The sequence below is a fragment of the Paenibacillus enshidis genome, assembly GCF_042136365.1.
GTDB classification, from domain to species: domain Bacteria; phylum Bacillota; class Bacilli; order Paenibacillales; family Paenibacillaceae; genus Paenibacillus; species Paenibacillus enshidis.
On record NZ_JBHHMI010000008.1, the window covers coordinates 16,932 to 34,033 of the forward strand.

General features: G+C 45.7%; 21 protein-coding genes and 1 pseudogene. 15 read left to right on the forward strand and 7 right to left on the reverse strand.

Going from position 1 to position 17,102, the window contains the following annotated elements:
• Positions 1 to 75 precede the first annotated feature (75 nt).
• The 6 genes from yfkAB to ACE41H_RS11140 all read left to right on the forward strand — a co-directional run bounded on the left by yfkAB (position 76) and on the right by ACE41H_RS11140 (position 5,113).
• The gene (gene yfkAB / locus ACE41H_RS11115; protein WP_375355311.1) at positions 76 to 1,209 is read left to right on the forward strand and encodes a radical SAM/CxCxxxxC motif protein YfkAB; all 1,134 of its coding nucleotides are present in this window, start codon (positions 76 to 78) and stop codon (positions 1,207 to 1,209) included.
• 154 nt (positions 1,210 to 1,363) lie between these two features.
• Complete coding sequence (locus ACE41H_RS11120; RefSeq protein ID WP_375355313.1) at positions 1,364 to 2,710, forward strand: hemolysin family protein; 1,347 nt, start codon at positions 1,364 to 1,366, stop codon at positions 2,708 to 2,710.
• 20 nt (positions 2,711 to 2,730) lie between these two features.
• On the forward strand, positions 2,731 to 3,762 hold the full coding sequence (gene ytvI, locus ACE41H_RS11125; RefSeq protein ID WP_375355315.1) for a sporulation integral membrane protein YtvI: 1,032 nt from the start codon (positions 2,731 to 2,733) through the stop codon (positions 3,760 to 3,762).
• A 236-nt stretch (positions 3,763 to 3,998) separates the two neighbouring features.
• Positions 3,999 to 4,223 carry a spore coat associated protein CotJA gene (locus ACE41H_RS11130; protein ID WP_375355512.1) on the forward strand — a complete coding sequence of 75 codons (225 nt, stop codon included), beginning with the start codon at positions 3,999 to 4,001 and terminating at the stop codon, positions 4,221 to 4,223.
• 2 nt (positions 4,224 to 4,225) lie between these two features.
• On the forward strand, positions 4,226 to 4,513 hold the full coding sequence (locus tag ACE41H_RS11135; RefSeq protein ID WP_375355316.1) for a spore coat protein CotJB: 288 nt from the start codon (positions 4,226 to 4,228) through the stop codon (positions 4,511 to 4,513).
• A 30-nt stretch (positions 4,514 to 4,543) separates the two neighbouring features.
• On the forward strand, positions 4,544 to 5,113 hold the full coding sequence (locus ACE41H_RS11140) for a manganese catalase family protein (RefSeq protein WP_375355317.1): 570 nt from the start codon (positions 4,544 to 4,546) through the stop codon (positions 5,111 to 5,113).
• 91 nt (positions 5,114 to 5,204) lie between these two features.
• Here ACE41H_RS11140 and ACE41H_RS11145 read toward each other — a convergent pair whose 3' ends face one another.
• Together ACE41H_RS11145 and ACE41H_RS11150 are read right to left on the reverse strand one after the other, a co-directional pair.
• A complete protein-coding gene (locus ACE41H_RS11145) occupies positions 5,205 to 5,504 on the reverse strand; it encodes a DUF1259 domain-containing protein (protein WP_375355319.1) in 300 nt (99 codons plus the stop codon).
• A gap of 480 nt (positions 5,505 to 5,984) precedes the next feature.
• Positions 5,985 to 6,113 (reverse strand): DUF6199 family natural product biosynthesis protein, encoded by a 129-nt coding sequence (locus ACE41H_RS11150; protein ID WP_375355513.1) that lies wholly within the window; start codon positions 6,111 to 6,113, stop codon positions 5,985 to 5,987.
• Positions 6,114 to 6,231: 118 nt separating this feature from the next.
• Between ACE41H_RS11150 and ACE41H_RS11155 the strand changes: the two genes are divergently transcribed.
• Positions 6,232 to 6,867, forward strand: coding sequence for a DUF1349 domain-containing protein (locus ACE41H_RS11155; protein ID WP_375355321.1), 636 nt, complete (start codon positions 6,232 to 6,234; stop codon positions 6,865 to 6,867).
• A 71-nt stretch (positions 6,868 to 6,938) separates the two neighbouring features.
• On the opposite strand, the gene ACE41H_RS11160 is transcribed toward ACE41H_RS11155, so the two are convergent.
• The 3 genes from ACE41H_RS11160 to ACE41H_RS11170 are packed head-to-tail and all read right to left on the reverse strand — an operon-like array spanning position 6,939 to position 8,549.
• The gene (locus tag ACE41H_RS11160) at positions 6,939 to 7,550 is read right to left on the reverse strand and encodes a DedA family protein (RefSeq protein ID WP_375355322.1); all 612 of its coding nucleotides are present in this window, start codon (positions 7,548 to 7,550) and stop codon (positions 6,939 to 6,941) included.
• A gap of 21 nt (positions 7,551 to 7,571) precedes the next feature.
• Complete coding sequence (locus ACE41H_RS11165; RefSeq protein ID WP_375355323.1) at positions 7,572 to 8,216, reverse strand: hypothetical protein; 645 nt, start codon at positions 8,214 to 8,216, stop codon at positions 7,572 to 7,574.
• Positions 8,217 to 8,234: 18 nt separating this feature from the next.
• Positions 8,235 to 8,549: a PadR family transcriptional regulator gene (locus tag ACE41H_RS11170; protein ID WP_375355324.1), complete on the reverse strand. Its 315-nt coding sequence runs from the start codon at positions 8,547 to 8,549 to the stop codon at positions 8,235 to 8,237.
• Between the two features lie 209 nt (positions 8,550 to 8,758).
• Between ACE41H_RS11170 and ACE41H_RS11175 the strand changes: the two genes are divergently transcribed.
• Positions 8,759 to 9,148, forward strand: coding sequence for a winged helix-turn-helix transcriptional regulator (locus ACE41H_RS11175; protein ID WP_375355514.1), 390 nt, complete (start codon positions 8,759 to 8,761; stop codon positions 9,146 to 9,148).
• A 23-nt stretch (positions 9,149 to 9,171) separates the two neighbouring features.
• Here ACE41H_RS11175 and ACE41H_RS11180 read toward each other — a convergent pair.
• Positions 9,172 to 10,246 (reverse strand): annotated as a pseudogene (locus ACE41H_RS11180) (SDR family oxidoreductase).
• A 213-nt stretch (positions 10,247 to 10,459) separates the two neighbouring features.
• Here ACE41H_RS11180 and ACE41H_RS11185 point away from each other — a divergent pair.
• The 5 genes from ACE41H_RS11185 (at position 10,460) to ACE41H_RS11205 (ending at position 15,013) form a co-directional block, all read left to right on the forward strand.
• Positions 10,460 to 11,887 (forward strand): helix-turn-helix domain-containing protein, encoded by a 1,428-nt coding sequence (locus ACE41H_RS11185; protein ID WP_375355325.1) that lies wholly within the window; start codon positions 10,460 to 10,462, stop codon positions 11,885 to 11,887.
• 398 nt (positions 11,888 to 12,285) lie between these two features.
• Positions 12,286 to 12,792: a hypothetical protein gene (locus ACE41H_RS11190; RefSeq protein WP_375355326.1), complete on the forward strand. Its 507-nt coding sequence runs from the start codon at positions 12,286 to 12,288 to the stop codon at positions 12,790 to 12,792.
• 597 nt (positions 12,793 to 13,389) lie between these two features.
• Positions 13,390 to 13,893: a VanZ family protein gene (locus ACE41H_RS11195; RefSeq protein ID WP_375355327.1), complete on the forward strand. Its 504-nt coding sequence runs from the start codon at positions 13,390 to 13,392 to the stop codon at positions 13,891 to 13,893.
• A gap of 227 nt (positions 13,894 to 14,120) precedes the next feature.
• Positions 14,121 to 14,678, forward strand: a complete 558-nt coding sequence (locus ACE41H_RS11200) for an RBBP9/YdeN family alpha/beta hydrolase (protein WP_375355515.1) — start codon at positions 14,121 to 14,123, stop codon at positions 14,676 to 14,678.
• A 119-nt stretch (positions 14,679 to 14,797) separates the two neighbouring features.
• Positions 14,798 to 15,013 carry a hypothetical protein gene (locus ACE41H_RS11205; protein ID WP_375355328.1) on the forward strand — a complete coding sequence of 72 codons (216 nt, stop codon included), beginning with the start codon at positions 14,798 to 14,800 and terminating at the stop codon, positions 15,011 to 15,013.
• A 173-nt stretch (positions 15,014 to 15,186) separates the two neighbouring features.
• Here the strand turns inward: ACE41H_RS11205 and ACE41H_RS11210 are convergent, their stop codons facing one another.
• Entirely contained in the window at positions 15,187 to 16,098 is a 912-nt protein-coding gene (locus ACE41H_RS11210) for a LysR family transcriptional regulator (protein WP_375355329.1), read from the reverse strand.
• Positions 16,099 to 16,310: 212 nt separating this feature from the next.
• Between ACE41H_RS11210 and ACE41H_RS11215 the strand changes: the two genes are divergently transcribed.
• The gene (locus ACE41H_RS11215; RefSeq protein WP_375355331.1) at positions 16,311 to 16,547 is read left to right on the forward strand and encodes a DinB family protein; all 237 of its coding nucleotides are present in this window, start codon (positions 16,311 to 16,313) and stop codon (positions 16,545 to 16,547) included.
• Between the two features lie 31 nt (positions 16,548 to 16,578).
• Positions 16,579 to 16,983, forward strand: a complete 405-nt coding sequence (locus ACE41H_RS11220) for a nuclear transport factor 2 family protein (protein ID WP_375355332.1) — start codon at positions 16,579 to 16,581, stop codon at positions 16,981 to 16,983.
• The last annotated feature ends 119 nt before the right edge of the window (positions 16,984 to 17,102 follow it).

Here is a 17,102-nt window from a genome sequence, read left to right on the forward strand (position 1 = left end):
TCGTGTTATGATAATATATAGTGATTTTTTTTATATGAAATCAGCATAACAAGAAGAAATAAGGTGGAAAACTAAATGTCAGGACTAAATGGCGCGAGCCATTCGCTTAAACCGCTATCCCCGGAGTACGATCCGTGGGACCCGATCGATTCTTTAAAGCAATTTGGCCGGCACACGCTGACCAGTGTGGAAATGACGGTTACCCATTTATGCAATATGCGTTGCGAACACTGTGCTGTCGGTGATTCGCTGGTGATGAAGGAGGAGCCCTTCTTGCCTTTATCGCTGATGCTGAAGAGGCTGGATGAGGTGGAGAACCTGCAGACAATCAGCATTACAGGGGGCGAGCCAGCCCTGATGGAGAAAACTGTTGACGAGATCATCGTCCCGCTACTGAAGTATGCGAGGGAGCGCGGAGTCCGTTCGCAAATCAACTCCAATCTTACGCTGGACATTGGCAGATACGAGAAAATGCTGCCGTACCTGGACGTGATGCACATATCGCATAACTACACGGATGCGGACAACTTTTACGAGGTGGGCTTCGCGAATACGAGCCGTCCGGCCCCAAGGGCAGCGGCGGCCCGGCTGTATGAGAAGATGATGGATAATGCCGTCAAGCTGAGCAGCATGGGCATGTTCATTTCCGCGGAATCCATGATCAATTACAGAACGCATGCAAAGCTCCCGGAAATCCATCAGCTCATTCAGGAAATGGGCTGCCGGCGGCATGAGGTACATCCGATGTATGCATCCAATTTTGCGGCATCCCTGCCGGTTCTTTCGCTGGAGGATATGCGCGCCGCGATCCATCGCCTGCTCGATCACCGCAATCCTGAGCTGTGGATGCTGTTTGGTACGCTGCCTTTCTTCGCCTGCTCCGGCAATCCACAGGATCAGGAGCTGCTGCGACGGATGCGGACTGAGCGGAACGTCACAGTACGCAACGATCCGGACGGGCGCAACAGAGTTAACGTGAATATGTTCACAGGTAATGTGTATGTAACCGATTTTGCGGATATCCCGGCCTTTGGCAATATCCATCAACAGAAGCTGGACGACATCTTCGGCAGCTGGATCAACGAGCATCCGCTCTATCAGACGGTGAACTGCCACTGTGCCGCGGCCAACTGCTGCGGCCCGAACCTGCTCGTTGCGGACATGTACTATAAATATGTTGATTTTAAAACGAAACAGGCAGTTATTTGAAGATATTAGAAAGCATAAACTTCATGGAATAATATTCCTAATATCGCAAGAAAAACTTCTGCTAAACGCGGTCTGGCTTCTGTGAATTACGTCGATAGACGTTTTTCTTATCATTGTTACCACTACAGAATATGACGGAAAGAAGGAATAAACCTTGGGCCATACCGAGTTTCATTTTGGAGAGCTGTTCATAAATCTGTTCCTGGTGCTGCTGCTTGTATTTCTGAACGGGGTATTCGTAGCCGCTGAATTCTCCCTTGTGAAAATGCGCCAATCGCGATTAGCCCAGCTGGAAAGCGAGGGGCACCGTTTGGCAGGGTATGCCATAAAGGTGAACAGCAGACTGGATTCCTATTTATCCGCTACCCAACTCGGTATTACTTTAGCCTCTCTGGGGCTCGGCTGGCTTGGCGAGCCGGCTGTGTCCGAGCTGCTGGTGGAGCCAACCATGTATCGGCTGGGAATTGCCGATGAGACACTGATTACGACGATTTCAGTCGTGATCGGCTTTTGCGTCATTACGTTTCTGCATATTGTGCTGGGTGAGCTTGCTCCCAAGTCGCTTGCAATTCAGCGGACAGAGGGCGTTGCCCTGCTGTTGTCTGCCCCGTTGCTGTTTTTTTACAAGATATTCTTCCCGGTCATTTGGGTGTTGAACGCAGCCGCCAACAGGCTGCTGCGTCTGTTCGGCATTCAGCCGGTCAGCGAGGCGGAAGCGGCGCATTCGGAAGAGGAAATCCGCATATTGATGAATCAAAGCGCATTGAGTGGTGTCATGGACAGCAATGAAATCAAGCTGATGGACAATATTTTCGATTTCTCCGATCTGTTGGCCCGTGAAGTCATGAAGCCCAGAACGGATATGGATTGCCTGTACACCAACCTTTCCTTTGAGGAAAATCTGAAGATCATCAACGAGACACGGCATACACGTTATCCGGTGGCTGTGGGGGATAAGGATCAGATTATCGGGTTTGTGCACATCGCGGATATTTTCCTGCCGGAATGCGGTGATAAGCCGGACCTGGCCGCGATCGCAAGACCGATTCTGAGCGTGCCGGAGTCAATGGAGATCAGTCAGGTACTGCGTCTGATGCAGAAAAATCATGTGCAAATGACACTTGTCATGGATGAGTATGGCGGAACGGCCGGCATACTGACCACGGAGGAAATTCTTGAGGAAATTGTGGGCGATCTGTACGATGAATTCGAGGATGAAAGACCGTCGGTGGAAATCGTCGGGGACGTGATATCGGTAGACGGCCGGCTGCTTCTGGAGGAGGTCAATGAGGTGGCGGGAACAGAGATCGAGGATGATGAAGTGGATTCGATAGGAGGCTGGCTGTACAAAGAGCTTGAAGGCAACACGCAAAAAGGGAAAGGCATTCTGCTGGATGGCTTTAAAATCGAGATTGAGGATTCGACCAAGCTGCGCATTTTAAGGGTTAAAATTCACTCTGTACCGAGGCTGGAGGATGAAACTGCAGGCGAGGCGCATTAAGTTATTAGAGGGAGTGGATCATGTCGGGGAAACAACTGATTTTCATTGCATCGGGGCTCGTTCTGCTGTACGGTACTTTTACCGTCGGGGCCCCCTTTCTGCTCGCATTTATCATCGCCATCTTTCTGGAGCCGATGGTCGGTTTTCTGATGAACAGGCTGAAAATGAGCAGGGTGATAGCATGTACGGTCAGCAGTACGGCATTCCTGGTGCTGCTGCTCGTACTGGCCTACATACTGGGGCTTCAGGTGTTTACACAGCTGGTCGAATACTGGAGAAACGCTCCCGCCTACTTCCAGTCCGCCAATGAGTTTTTACAAAATACAGTCGTGCAGGCCGAAGGCCTGTTCCAACAGCTTCCTGCGGAGACGGCAAACGGTATTGAGACCTTCATGGAAAATGTGAGCAACTACGCGATGTCGCTGGTCAATGCGCTTTCATCCGGTGTGCTCTCGTTTGCCAAGGAAATACCGAACATGTTCATCTTTTTTATTGTATTCTGTGTAGCGGTTTATCTGTTTTCCTTCAGTCTGGATACGATGCGGGCGTCGGTACTGTCTTTCTTTGAGGAAAAATCGCGTGATCAGGTAAGCGACGTGCTCGCAAGCCTCAAGAAGTCGATCTTCGGCTTCTTGCGCGCCCAGATTATTCTCTGCATCCTGACTTATGTAGAAACGCTGATCGGCCTGCTGATCCTGGGGGTTGACTACCCGCTGGCCATTGCGCTGCTGGTGATGCTCGTGGATCTCCTGCCGATCCTGGGCGTTGGTTCCGTGCTTGTGCCATGGGCCGTGTACCTGTTTATTACTGGCGATATCTTCACAGGCATCGGGCTGATCATTCTGTTCATCGCCATTACGGTGCTGCGCAGAGTCATTGAGCCAAAGGTCATCGGCGATGCGGTCGGCATCGGGGCGCTGCCCGCCCTGATCAGTTTATATGTCGGCTTCAAGCTGGTTGGCGTCGTCGGCTTCTTCATCGGTCCTCTTGTCATCATTATATATTCAGCTATGAGGAAAGCTGGCCTTTTTCAGATCAAAATCAAATTTTAAAGGACAGCTTGCTGTCCACGAAGGGTCCTCAAAAGCCGAAAGGCTGGCGGGGACTTTTTTGTTGCTTCCTGCTTTTGCTGCAAACATTTCAGTTCAGCTTTGCCCGGTGTCCGCATACGTTTGAAAAGAGAGGTCCAATAACCGGCAAGCCGTTCAGTGCACTCGGTTTCAGCTTCAAGAGAAGGAAGGAGGCATATGTTGTGAAGGACTCAAGTGTTATGCATACGATGAACACGATGCAGTTTCCGCAAGAAGGAGTGTACGCCCCATTTATCGGCCCCTTTGATCCTTGTCCGCCGATCAGGCTTAAAACGTACAGTCTTCCACCCAACCTGTTCATTCATTTTCAGCCCCCGGGTTTGCCCCAGTTCAGCCCCAGGGAGGCGCTAAGGAAGGGCACCCTATGGCCTGACTTGTACAGCTCGTATACATCGAAGATGAATGCAAAGGAGGCTGACTGAGGATGAGCGATGAAGAGCAGATCCAGCAGTCGGAACCCGGTGACAAGCAATACTATGAGCTGCTTGAGCGGCTGCAGGAGCTTGATTTTGTCCTGGTGGAGCTCAATCTGTACCTGAACACCCATCCCAATGATTTGCAGGCGATTGAACAGTACAACCAACTGACACGCGACCGCATGCAGGTGGCCCATCATTTTCAGCTGCTGTATGGGCCGCTGCAAAATTTCGGCCATGCCTACTCCAAGTATCCCTGGGAATGGAGTAAAGCGCCTTGGCCATGGCAGGTCTAAACCGGGAATCCAAAGGGAGGAGATGGTTACGTGTGGATTTATGAAAAAAAGCTGCAGTATCCCGTCCGTGTCAGCAAGTGCGATCTCCGTATGGCCAAACTGCTGCTGGAGCAGTATGGGGGAGCCGACGGAGAGCTGGCGGCAGCGCTCCGATATCTGAATCAGCGTTATACGATCCCTGACAAAGTGATTGGACTGCTGAATGACATAGGCACCGAGGAATTCGCCCATTTGGAAATGATTGCCACAATGGTCTATAAGCTGACCAAGGACGCCACGGTGGAGGATCTGCAGGAGGCCGGTCTGGATCCCCATTATGTGGCGCATGACCGGGCTCTGTTTTACGAAAATGCAGGCGGGGTTCCCTGGACAGCGGCATACATTCAAGCCAAGGGCGATCCGATAGCGGATTTATATGAGGACATTGCGGCCGAAGAGAAGGCAAGGGCTACATATCAATGGCTGATCGACATGACGGATGATGTGGATCTGCAGGATGGACTGAAATTCCTCCGTGAACGGGAGATCATCCATTCCCTTCGCTTCCGCGAGGCGGTCGAAATTCTAAAGTCAGAGAGGGAAGCGAAGAAGGTGTTTTGACGAGGAAAAAGACGCAACAAGCGCAAAACCCACCGCTAAAGGTTGATCGCCTCGGTGGGTTTTGCTGTTCAGGCAATGCGATTACTGAAAGTTACTTCTTCAGAACATCTAGAGCAGATCTTAATTTTCTGGCGAAAACAATTGGGTTTTCAACGGTTTCAAGGTGAAGGTAGATTAATCTTGGCTTTTCGAATAACCAATGGTTGTGTATGGCGGTAATTTTCAGTTTGCGTCTGCGGGCGGCATTGACAAAGCGCTGCACTTCAGATTGCAAGAGGGTAATTTCACCTGTATTCAGGGTCTTTCCGTTTTTAAGAGATTGAATGACGATTTCATGCTCGGTTTCGTAGTTTCTGCCAAGGATTTTGGCACCCAGCGTTCTCTCAACCATAATCGAGCAGCTTTTGCCGTCAGACTCCCTGTGCCACCCAGAATGGCGGCTAATCGGTCGCAAAGCGACTTGGAAATCTTCAACATGATCATCCCTCTTCAGTTTGCTATAAAGTAGAGTGCTCGAGAAGGGAGGAAGCGAGCACCGGTCTATTCATGAGCAGGCCTGCATCCCGCTGAAGAGCAAAATCCATGAAAGCCGAGAGGCCGGCATCATGGCCAGCCTTGTTCATAGGAACCGGGAGTGATCAAAACAAGTTGGCAATGGTGCGAATAATGGTTCCCGGCATGGCAATAAACCAATCCAGGGCACTCCATAATGGCTTTTGCAAAAACTCTCTGGAAGTGATTTTTGATCTCATGGACATCGTAAACCCTCCGTTTTTTTAAAGTAAAATAACTCTAATCATTAAACAGATGCTACAATATGCATAATACCCGCAAAAAGGAAAACTCCTCCAAGCATCATAGACACGATTCCTCAAAACCTTATCACGCTTAAATAAGTTTCGCTGGGTTCGGAGTCTCCTTTTACTTTCCAGCCTTCATTGATATACCATCCGATTGAGGGTTTCTGGAAGGACAGTAAACCTAATGCAATGCTGATCAGACCGAAGGATCAAGATGATTCCACTGGAAATGGACATTTTGACTCTCCCCTTTTGGTAATAACTACGGCGTGAATTGGGAATGGGTTCCATATTAAATACATAGGAGGCACCTGAAATATGAAAAAATGGATTCTGAATGAGAAGTTTGACAACGAAAACTTGAATAGCCAGCTTGAGTGGCGGTGCGAACCAAATGAGTGGTTTTTAGACAAAGCTCATTCACAGCTTGTTTTAGAAACGGATGCAGAAACGGATTTCTGGCAGCGGACCCATTACGGCTTTCAGGCAGACAATGGACATTTTCTATCTATCCAAACAAACCAGAATTTTCGAATGACAACAAAGGTGCAAGCTTTTCCCAAGTCAAAGTATGATCAAGCTGGCCTGATGATTCGCTATTTGGAGGATGTGTGGGTTAAAACTTCTTTAGAGTACATACCTGATGGCCCTAGCAAATTGGGGGCTGTAGTTACAAATCACGGATACTCGGACTGGTCAACACAAAATGTAGATTACACAGATGTTAATCTGTATTTCAGAATATCGAAGATTGCTCAGAACTGCTATGTGGATTTCTCGTGGAACGGAGAAGATTGGAACCAGATTCGCATAGCTCATATGGATATACCGGACAATGAGCCCGTTTTGGCTGGATTATATGCGTGCAGTCCTCAGGGGAAAGGACAGGTTGTTTACTTCGATTTTCTGTCGATAGAAGAAATCTCCGATGATACGAAAGAAGCTTATCTATAAAAGGTGGGATAGCGGCACGTTTGGCGTTTAGGCAAACATCCGCTATCTTTTGTCCGGATTATCGGCAATCCTCAGCTTTTAATAATTCGCTTGCGCACAAACAGAAAACATATCACAAGCATCCCCAGTGCCAGAAGGGCATACACGGAATTTGAGTAAAGGTCCATGTATCCTACGATTGTTTCCCAGGAAGCGCCAACTGCCGAGCCTATATACACAAGAGCAGTATTCCAGATCAGAGATCCGAGCGTGGTAAGGACCAAGAACGGGGGAAAGCTCATTCCTGCACTCCCGGCAGGAATAGAGATCAGACTGCGGATTAGTGGCACTAACCGGCCCAGGAATACAGCCCAAGCCCCATATTTGTCGAACCACGCATATGCTTTCCTGATGTCTTCCGGCTTTAAACGAAAAACTTTTCCATAACGCATGATAAGGGTTTCCAGCCTGTTAACAGACAGTATTTTTCCAGCACCGTAAAGACAGATAGCTCCGGCTACCGATCCGGCGGTAGCGGCAGCGATCACTCCGATTACGCTTAGCCCCGACGTAGTGGTCATAAACCCGCCAAAGGTAAGGATCACCTCTGAAGGAATGGGAGGAAACAGGTTTTCCAAAGCAATAAGCAGAAAAATGCCCAAGTAGCCATAAGCGTCCATAGTTTCAATAATCCAATGTTCCATTTCAGCACACTCCTTAGTTTCTTAAGAAAAATACTGTTTCAGTTTACGGTAAATGAGTTTGTCCACAATTCTGTACAGCATAAATAACGTGATGAAGCAAACTCCGTAAACCGCCAACACGACCTGCATAATGAACAGAATCAATGTGCCTGGGGCAATGGCTTGGTCGAGAATGAACAGCAGAAGTGCCGAGAACAGCATAAGCAAAGCGAGCCCTATCAAATAATGATGGCCATGCAATTCGAAAGGTTGGGTATGCTTGGACATTGAGAGAAACTCTTTGACTTTGAACTGATTAATTGCCTCCTTGGCCGCGTCTTCTTTTGACCTTCCTTGCTGTTCGAGATCTGCTGCAAAATCCTCCAAATAATTTTGAAGCTCCAATTTATCCTCTTTGTTGAGAGCGAGCTGGGATACGTAAGCACCGATGTTGTTTTGTTTGCGGTACAGGCTGTTCATTTGAATATGTTCTGCATAGTTCGCCACGCTCCAAATGGTCGCCAAGATGAAGGAAGCATAATACGAAACGGCCAGCCAAATTTGGTCGTCGGGACTCAAATGCTCATCGCAAAAGAATGTAACGATACAAATGATAATAGAAAGCAGCAATACCCAGGTGTATCTGATTTCTCCCAAACTAAAAACTTTCCGTGAAAGATTCACCATTTTTCTCACCTCCTAAGTTCAAATGAACCGATTTACAATCTCGGTTGTCTTCTTCCAGTCCGAAATGAATTTTGCAAGCAATCCTCGGCCATCTTCAGTTACGGTATAGTATTTACGCCGCCCGCCGTGGCTTTGATCCCCCCAATATGCAGAAATTGCCCCTTGCTTCTCCAGGCGCTTCAGAGAAAGATACAGCGTAGCCTCCTGAATTTCGAAGGCTCCTTCCGTCTGTTCTTTAATGGCTTTGGAGATTTCGTAACCGTAATTATCTTGCCTGACCAATACAGACAGAATGAGGAGATCGATGGTTCCTTTCAGCATTTCCGCATTCATTGACATTACCTCCAAACTTATTACTCAATATTATTGAGTACATAAAAATCATAAGTTATATTACTTAATAATGCAATATACTTTTTGGAAAAAGTGATCCGAGTCATTCGCTTCAATATCTTTAGCCAAGGTATGTCTTATCGAACGGTTGGCTTGCAAACCGATGCTCCAGTCGGTAAAGTGAAGTCAAAGGAGGCTGAGTTAAGGTGATGCAGGAGCCGATTAAAATTTATAACACAGCGGTCGAAGCATTTCTTGAGGTGATCGGCGGCAAATGGAAGCCTGTAATTCTTTTTCACCTGACCTTCGGCAAAAAGCGTAACGGCGAACTCATGCGGTTAATGTCTGGCGTCACACAAAAAATGCTGACTCAACAGCTCGGTGAGCTGGTAGAGGCTGGCATTGTCGCACGTATTTCGTACAACCAGGTTCCGCCCAAGGTCGAATACGAATTGACGGAATATGGCTGGAGCTTGAAAGAGCTTCTTCATCTCATGTGCAGATGGGGAGATATACATGCTGAAAGGGTGTACGGCGATAAAGTAAGTATACTTTTCACACCACCACAAGTAGAGGATAAAGAAAATACCGGCCCCTAATGATAGAGGACCGATATTGATAATTAAGGTATGATTTTGCGGCGGCGGAAATCTGCAAAGATGTCTGTAAACATTCTTTCTGTGTCCACGAATTCATGGAAACCGAAGCGGCGTGCTTTGGACCCGTCGGCAAAAAAGTCGTAATCCCATGAAAATACGAAATCACCGAAGCCCCAGGAAGAAACGTCCTGGTAGCTGTTTTTCTCCAAGTCATACTTTTCAACCATAGCATTCCACAGCATTTCCTTATCAGCCATAACCGCCTCCAGCTTCATCCGGCAGCGGCGGGGCAGTCTCAAGCTCGAAGAAGGCGGCAATCTTCGGCCAAAGCTCGTTCCAGCGGAAAAGGTCACCGTTTGTGATATTAAAGGCCTGGTTCGCGCAGCTGGGCTCGGTTGCCGCCCAGACCGTTGCGCGTGCCAGCAGCCCGGCATCCGTCATTTCCAGCAGGCTGTGATAAGCCCCCGGCTTTCCGGGAAAGCGGAGCAGCAAGCCCAGCTCTTTGGATATGGAAGCATAAACGGCAATAACCATGGCAAGGTTCATCGGATTGCCCAAAGCAAACCCGCACACGACCGACGGACGCAGTGCCGACCAGGTCCAGCTGCTTCCAGGCTGCCGTTGTTCGAGGAATTGCTGCTGGTCCACATTGAATTCAGGCGGCATATGATAGGCATCCGTTTCCCGTGCCGGTGTTTTGAATGGCCCGAGATGTGCTCCGTATACCTTGTAGCCCTGCATAAGGCTGATATGCTGCAGATTCGGGGCAATCGGTTCGACCGCGTTTACCACATTCACAAGCATGGACAGGTTCGGCTCAACCAGTTCGGCCCACGTCGGGCGATCCTGATAAGCCGCGTAGAAAATATGAGTTACTTCATCCAGAATGCTCAATTTTTCCTGTGTCTCTTGTTCATTCAGTAAATCAGCCGCTACATACCGCAGCCGACCGCTATCTTTACCGCCGCGCCGTGACACCCCGATGATATTCCAGTCAGGGAGCGTCAAGAGATAATCAATAAGATTCCGTCCAATGACACCGTTTGCCCCGACTACCAATGCAGTTTTACTGTTTTTTTCTGAGTGCTCCTGTTTCATCAATGTTTCCCTCCCAGGTTTCTTCTGCTTTGATTGTGAGACAAAGAAAGTGAACTTAAAAGTACGCACTTTAAAGTCATATAGTTACCTAAAAGTAATAATGGTCTGGGAAAGGCTTGAAAAAGAATTTTGAAAAAAAACTTAAAAAAGATACACAAGCATTCCAGAAAGTGGTATACTGAACCAGAGCAAAGAACAGGAAATATTATACGAATGCAACAGATTAAGGGGTGGTTTATTTTGCACAATACAACCACGATTCGCATGGAACTGGAACGATTCATGAAACAGGGGGATTTGAACACTTCCCGATTGGCCCAAATGGCTGGAATCAACGCGGGAACAATGAGTTCTCTCCTCCACGGACACAGGGTCATGGCTGTGACTCAATTGGACAGGATTACGGCGACTCTGGGTTTGCCTGAAGGCCATTTCTATGAGCAGTATATTGAGGAGTATCTAAACGAGGCCGAACCGAACTGGCGCAGAATCAGGCCTTTCCTCTACCGCTGCGCAGCATTGGACAAGCTGGAATGCATCCGCCGGACCGTTGGGTTGTTATTGGATAATCTGACATACTCTCCTTTGCTGTTTGAAGTTGCCGAGGACTTTTTTAAGTGTGATCAATGTGGAGCAGCAGCTATTTTGTTCGAAAGCATAGCGATGAGTGAAAAGAGTCAGCATTCCGAGCGTCTGGCCCTGTGCCAATTTCGTTTATTTACAATCCGGTTAGGTGATGACCAGGAGCTCAACAATCAGGCGGCCATCCAGTTTGAGCCATATGTTGAACGTCTGGCTGAAATAGATCAACTGGATGCATTAAAAGAACTAGCGAATACATACCGATCACTGCGCAGGTGGAATAAGGTTGAAGAAATGGCCCGGAAAATGGGGGAGAAAGCGAAGATACATTATTTTACCTTCCAGCGGGATAGAGAGGAATCACAACTACAGAGAAGGCTCAGCAGACCGCCGTTTTTTTACTTGGCCTATTCGAATTTGCTAATAGCCATTGTTTATGAGGCTCGAAGGGATTATACGCAGGCATTGAAATACGTGAAAGCCTACGCCGATTTAAATTGGGTCAAAGAAAAGGACGAGGATACGATTCATTGGATGAATTTATTCAAAGATTGGGCACATGCAAATACTTACGTATATAAACTCTTAGGAGGGGACATTAGCATACTTTCAGAGTATGTTGAATTTATTGAACCCAAAGAAGATGAGATCATCGTCTCCTTATTAAATATTATAGAAACAGCTAATCAATACGATATTAATGTGGATGATATTCTGGATCGTTTCGACGTGCAAATAAAACATTATTTGCAGCATCGTGAGGCGATTGGGGTTATATACTCAAAACAGCTTATAAATGAGCAGACTGCTCGACTATCGAACGAACTAGCTGACTACTATTTGCGTAATGGAGTGCATTCTATTGGATTTAAATGCTTGATTCGTAGTTTAGAGATATCTGCTTCAATAAAAAATAAATCCTGTATAATTAAATGCGTAGGTTTGTTTGAATGTTACAAACAGTATGTATCAAAGGAGCAGGCGACAACCTATGAAAAATTAATCATGGAGGTGTACGAGAGTGAAAAGAAAATGGGGATTGCTGCTTTTAGCATGTAGCTTCTTACTTATATTAACAAACTCTGTTCATACAATCATAAATGATTTTGTTATCAAACCGTTTGAGTCCCATGGAGGAGGTTAAAAGAGAAAAGCAGCGTAGTTCAGTACATACAAGACTAGCCTGAAAAGCTGGTCTTTTTTTATTTTAACGGGCAAACCATGGGGAAATCCTGTTGGTGCTTCAATCGTATCAAAGAGATTCTGAAAGAGGAGCCTATCGAGCTTCCCTATCTGCTCACCTGCTCAAAATATAATCAGAGAGAATTAGTTCTGAAAATACTATACCTGATTATTTCGGTTAAATGTGAACAATTTGTGAAAAAAATACAAAATGTATCGCATTTATTGGGATATGATGGTATTATTAGGATATAACAAGATTAGGAGGTATTTATATGAAAAAAACAAACAAAATAGCAAGTAGCTTGTTGGCAGGATCTATGGCTTTTATTTTAACTGCAGGTGGAAGTGCTTTTGCTAGTGATGATGTTCATGTATTACCTACTACACCTCCCGCTGCCTCTTCAGATGGAATTACCATCTTTGGCCAAGATCCTCCAAAAAGCAGTGCATCAACTCATAACCTAAGTATTAGTGATTACAATTACCAAGTTGAAAAGGTAGGTTACGAGGTATTTACAGATAAGTGGTTAACAGGTGTATCCTCCATGACAGTAAGGGTAGATAACTGGCAAGTTATCAAAGATGTAGCTGATGGGTACAACCTCTCCATTGTTGTACATAACAGTTCTGGTAATGTTGTGACTTACAAAACAATCGACCCACGAAAAATTGGAGTTGCCAAATTTACAGGGTTGTCTGCTTCCAATAAATACTATGTATCTTTTGCAGTACCAAATAACGGGAATCTTTATAAATTCAATGGGTCTATTTCTAAATAAACTCTAAATATCTTTTGAAAAGAGCTACAAACCTTTAATTTTCGGTTTGTAGCTCTTATCATTGGTTTAAGTTCAAGAGTAGACTAGTATTCTCTCGAATCTAAGAAAGTAACGAGGGATATCACAGATCCCATCTAAGTAAGATGGCCCCAAATTTAAAAAAACGAACTCAAGCTCCTTTCTTTAATTGTTGGCATATTCCTCACAATGGAATGCATTGTTTGCCGAAGTAATGGAGGATATACTGAAAGTCTACTTGGTTGCTCTACGATACGGACTGCTACGAACAAATTAAACGCACATGTCATTCTTCGCTTTACCAGACTTTCGAGCCCAAACCGATCGACGTTTAGAAAGTGGTTAGAGATTCATTACACATCAAAAAATGGATAGAAGTTGATTGAATATGGCGGAGATCGAGGGCGCGCATCCCTTTCATGCCTGAATTGGCCCAAGAACTGTTGGCATGGGAGCATACTCGAAACCAAAACCAAAAGTTATGAATAGATCAGTTTACTACGTATGGTGCAAGAATAAAATTAAAGCGTCTTTATCCATTCATGGATTGATGATGTACAAGGTATTTAGGAGGGAAGTATGTCTATCGTTTTTACGTATAAAAGGGTAAGATTCATTTTCTTGATTTATTTATTACTGATAATAAATTTTGTGATTCTTAAGTTTACGGGAAATTGGTTGGGGGTTATTTCGAGAGTTCAGGCAATCATATTACAGAGAAATATGGGATACTGGAATATCAGTCTCAACCCTTTGAGAACAATAAATGCAATTTTTGATTCTTTTCAATATGGTGGCATGGCACATGAGCTTTTCTACTTTTTTGGCAATATAGTTGCATTTTTTCCTATGGGTTTTTTGATTCCCTTTCTTAGAAAAAAGTCGTCTTTATTTAATACAATGTTGAGTTGTTTACTTATTATCTTAGTTATAGAATTTACACAATTCATAACTTGCCTGGGGTCAGCTGATATAGCTGATGTAATTTTAAATATGACAGGCTGTTTGATCGGTTATATGGGAAATCGAATTTATTATAAATTAGAGCGTACTTTTCTTGAAAATCGCTCTTTTGATAATTAACTTAAATATTCTGTGGGATTCCCCACTTTCAAGTAGTGACGCTTACGCTTAAATAAGTAAATCATCAAAATTAATGAAATTTCATTTTGCGAGGGGTTTTTAGTTGCAAAATAACTTCTGATTTGAATCCTATAGTCTTAGTAAGACAGTGACTTACCCAAAGGTAAGTACTTGTTAACAAATAGGTACGATATTAAAATCATTAAAAATGGAAGGAGGTAACTGCTATTATTGATCACGTGTATATTGTTCATGGTTATAGTGCATCCCCGGCAGATCACTGGTTTCAGTGGCTCCAAAACAAGCTGGCTTCGGACAGCATAGGTGCGGATATTTTAAAAATGCCGAGTCCGTCGAAGCCTGAGCTTGCGGATTGGACACAAGAAATTTCGCTGAATGTCCGGGATATCCATAAAGGAACTTACATCGTTGCTCATAGCTTGGGCTGCGCTGCTGTATTAAGATTTTTGGAGAAATTGGGCCCATCCGAGCAGGCGGGAGGTATTGTTCTTGTTTCCGGTTTTACTAAACCCTTGCCTAGCCTGCCCATATTGGATGAATTTACAAGAGAGCCGTTTGATTTCGACAAAATCAAAGCGGCTGTTGCCGGGACACCGATCGTTGTTGCTTCCAAAAATGATGAGATCGTCCCTGTGGAATTCAGTAAGGAGTTGGCCCGGAATATAGACGCTGACTTTCATGAGCTTGACCAAGGAGGACATTTCCTGGGCAGCGATGGTTTTACAACATTTCCGCTCGTATATGAGCTTTTAACCCGCAAATAATTACGCAGTTTATCTAACGTTCTGAGTGAAATTGGTCAGGTGCAGCAGGCATCGTATAGTTTCAGGCCAATTGGGAAAACCTCCCTAATGTCAAATTTTAATTGGAGCAGGGGGGTCCCGTGAACATATTAAGGTTAACAACTGCGAACGACTTGGAAGGTTTGGAAGGAAATAAAGTGTGGTTGCTTATCGGCATGGTGGTTGTATGGCTCATCATCTGCGTATTTATGAATCGAAAGCTGAACAAGCAGCGTAATAACAAGACCACCGGCGTCATTGGCGGCATCGGCCTGTTGCTGATTATAGGCTTCTGGGCAGTCCGTTTTTTGCGTTGACGAAGCATCCTGCGGGGTGCTTTTTCTTATGGGCCTCAGGATCATATTGGTCAGACGGGTTTCTAAAATCCATCATGGAAAAAACCTCCTTCTGTATGATTCTTACATGTAACATGATTTCTTACAGTGGTTTTTTTGTGCTCAGCAAATTGATCATGAGAAAGTAGAAGCGCTCAGCCTAAGGATCGGCTGCTGTGCTCCATGACGTTTTGGATATAAGATTGCAATACCTCAATGAACAACTTCGCTGCTTTGCCCATAAACCTGTCTGCACGATAGATGATGCAAATATCTTGACTTGGTGTGGGATTCAGCAGTGTAACGGCGGTGATCTGCTCCCTATTAAGATAGTCCACTAACAGCCGGGGGAGAATGCATGCTCCGACACCCTGTTCGACCAGGGAAAGCAGAGTTGATAGAGTAGAAGTTATAATGGGGCTGTCGAGTGTAATTCCCTTTTGCTGACAGCAGGCGTTCATAACCTTCGAAATCTGGTGCTCCGGCCCGAACATGACCATCTTCATGTGCTGTAATTGTTCAAAAGGAATGGCTTTCAATTTTGCAGCAGGGTGGTCCGACCTTACAGCCAATACAAACTCTTCATGGAACAGCGGCATAACGGATATCCGGTCATCCGGTTTGTCAGGTGCTGTGGTAACGCCGAGATCCCGAATGCCGTCAACAACCTGTTCGTATACATCCGTCGTCTCCGTGACCTTAATCGACAGCTTGGGATACGACCGATGAAAGTCGATCAGCAGAGCGTCAAATAAAAGATCTCCGTCTCCGGGCAGGATGCCGATGTCCAGTTTTCCCCCCTCGATTTGCTTCAGATCCGATATGGCCGCTTGAATATAGTCTATACGCTCGAAAATTAGCTTGCTCTGCTCCAAAAGAATCTGCCCCGCATCCGTTAAAGCAATCCGTCTCCCCATGCGGTCAAACAACGGAAATCCCAGCTCATTCTCCAAAAACTTGATTTGCTGACTGAGATTCGACTGAGTCGTACAGAGATTTTCTGCCGCTTTGGAGAAGTGCATCTCCTTGCATATGGCAGCGAAGTACTGGAGCTGTCTAAGTTCCATTCCGCCGATGCTCCTTTATCTGTTGTTTTGTTTCGCGCAAAAGCAGATCTTGCTTGCCTCCAGTATAACGAAGACTCGGATTATTTTCACTAGCTGACTATTGAGCCATTAGTAATACCGATCCATTGGATCGGAATCGTGTGATTGTTGCACATTGAGAGGACGACTACACTGGAACTAAAGACAGCAACACCAAAGAGGAGGCGTCTCTTATGAGTCAGGCAATTATCCACACAAGTAAAGTGCTCCGTCAGGTTGTCATTGGTCAGGTTCAAGCAGTTTCTGAGGAGCAGCTGGACGTGCAGCCCAAGGGCTTTAACAACACAATCCGCTGGAATGTTGGTCACATGATCTATTGGATGGATCGTTACTCCACACTTTGCTTTGATTCACGAGGGAATTCACCTGGGTATCATTTCCGGCCAGCTTATAGCAACGCAATAAGGTAAACTCAATCTTGAAAAAGGAGACCGATGTTATATGAAAGCTGCCCAAGTGTTACAACAGTATTTTCAAAATTTGCAGGATATGGACAAGGCACTCAACTATGTTCACAGAGATGCAGAGTTTATCGCGGCATTCGAGCAAGAGACGGACAGACATCATTTTTATGGGACGTATTATGGGGTAGAAGGCGTAAGGACGCTACTGTCCAAGTTTCAGAGAGACCTCGAACCCCAAGAATTTGAGATCCGCAAGATTCTTGGTGATGAAATCACAGCTTTTGCCTGGGGAAGATTTCAGCATCGGGTGCGACCGACCAATAAAATATTTGAAAGCTATTGGGCTGTCGTGTGCGAAGTGGAAGACGGCAAGATTAAGTACTTCCGGGGTTTTGAAGATACGGGTGCCCTGGAGGCTTCTTTTAGAGGGGAATCGAATTAATGCATTCACTCAAGATAAACTGGAGTTAAAAAAACGGGAATCGTTCTTATGCGGAACGACTCCCATTTTTTACTGGCTTGGCTTGAGGTTGGAGCATTGTGATTTGCAGCAGGCCCCGC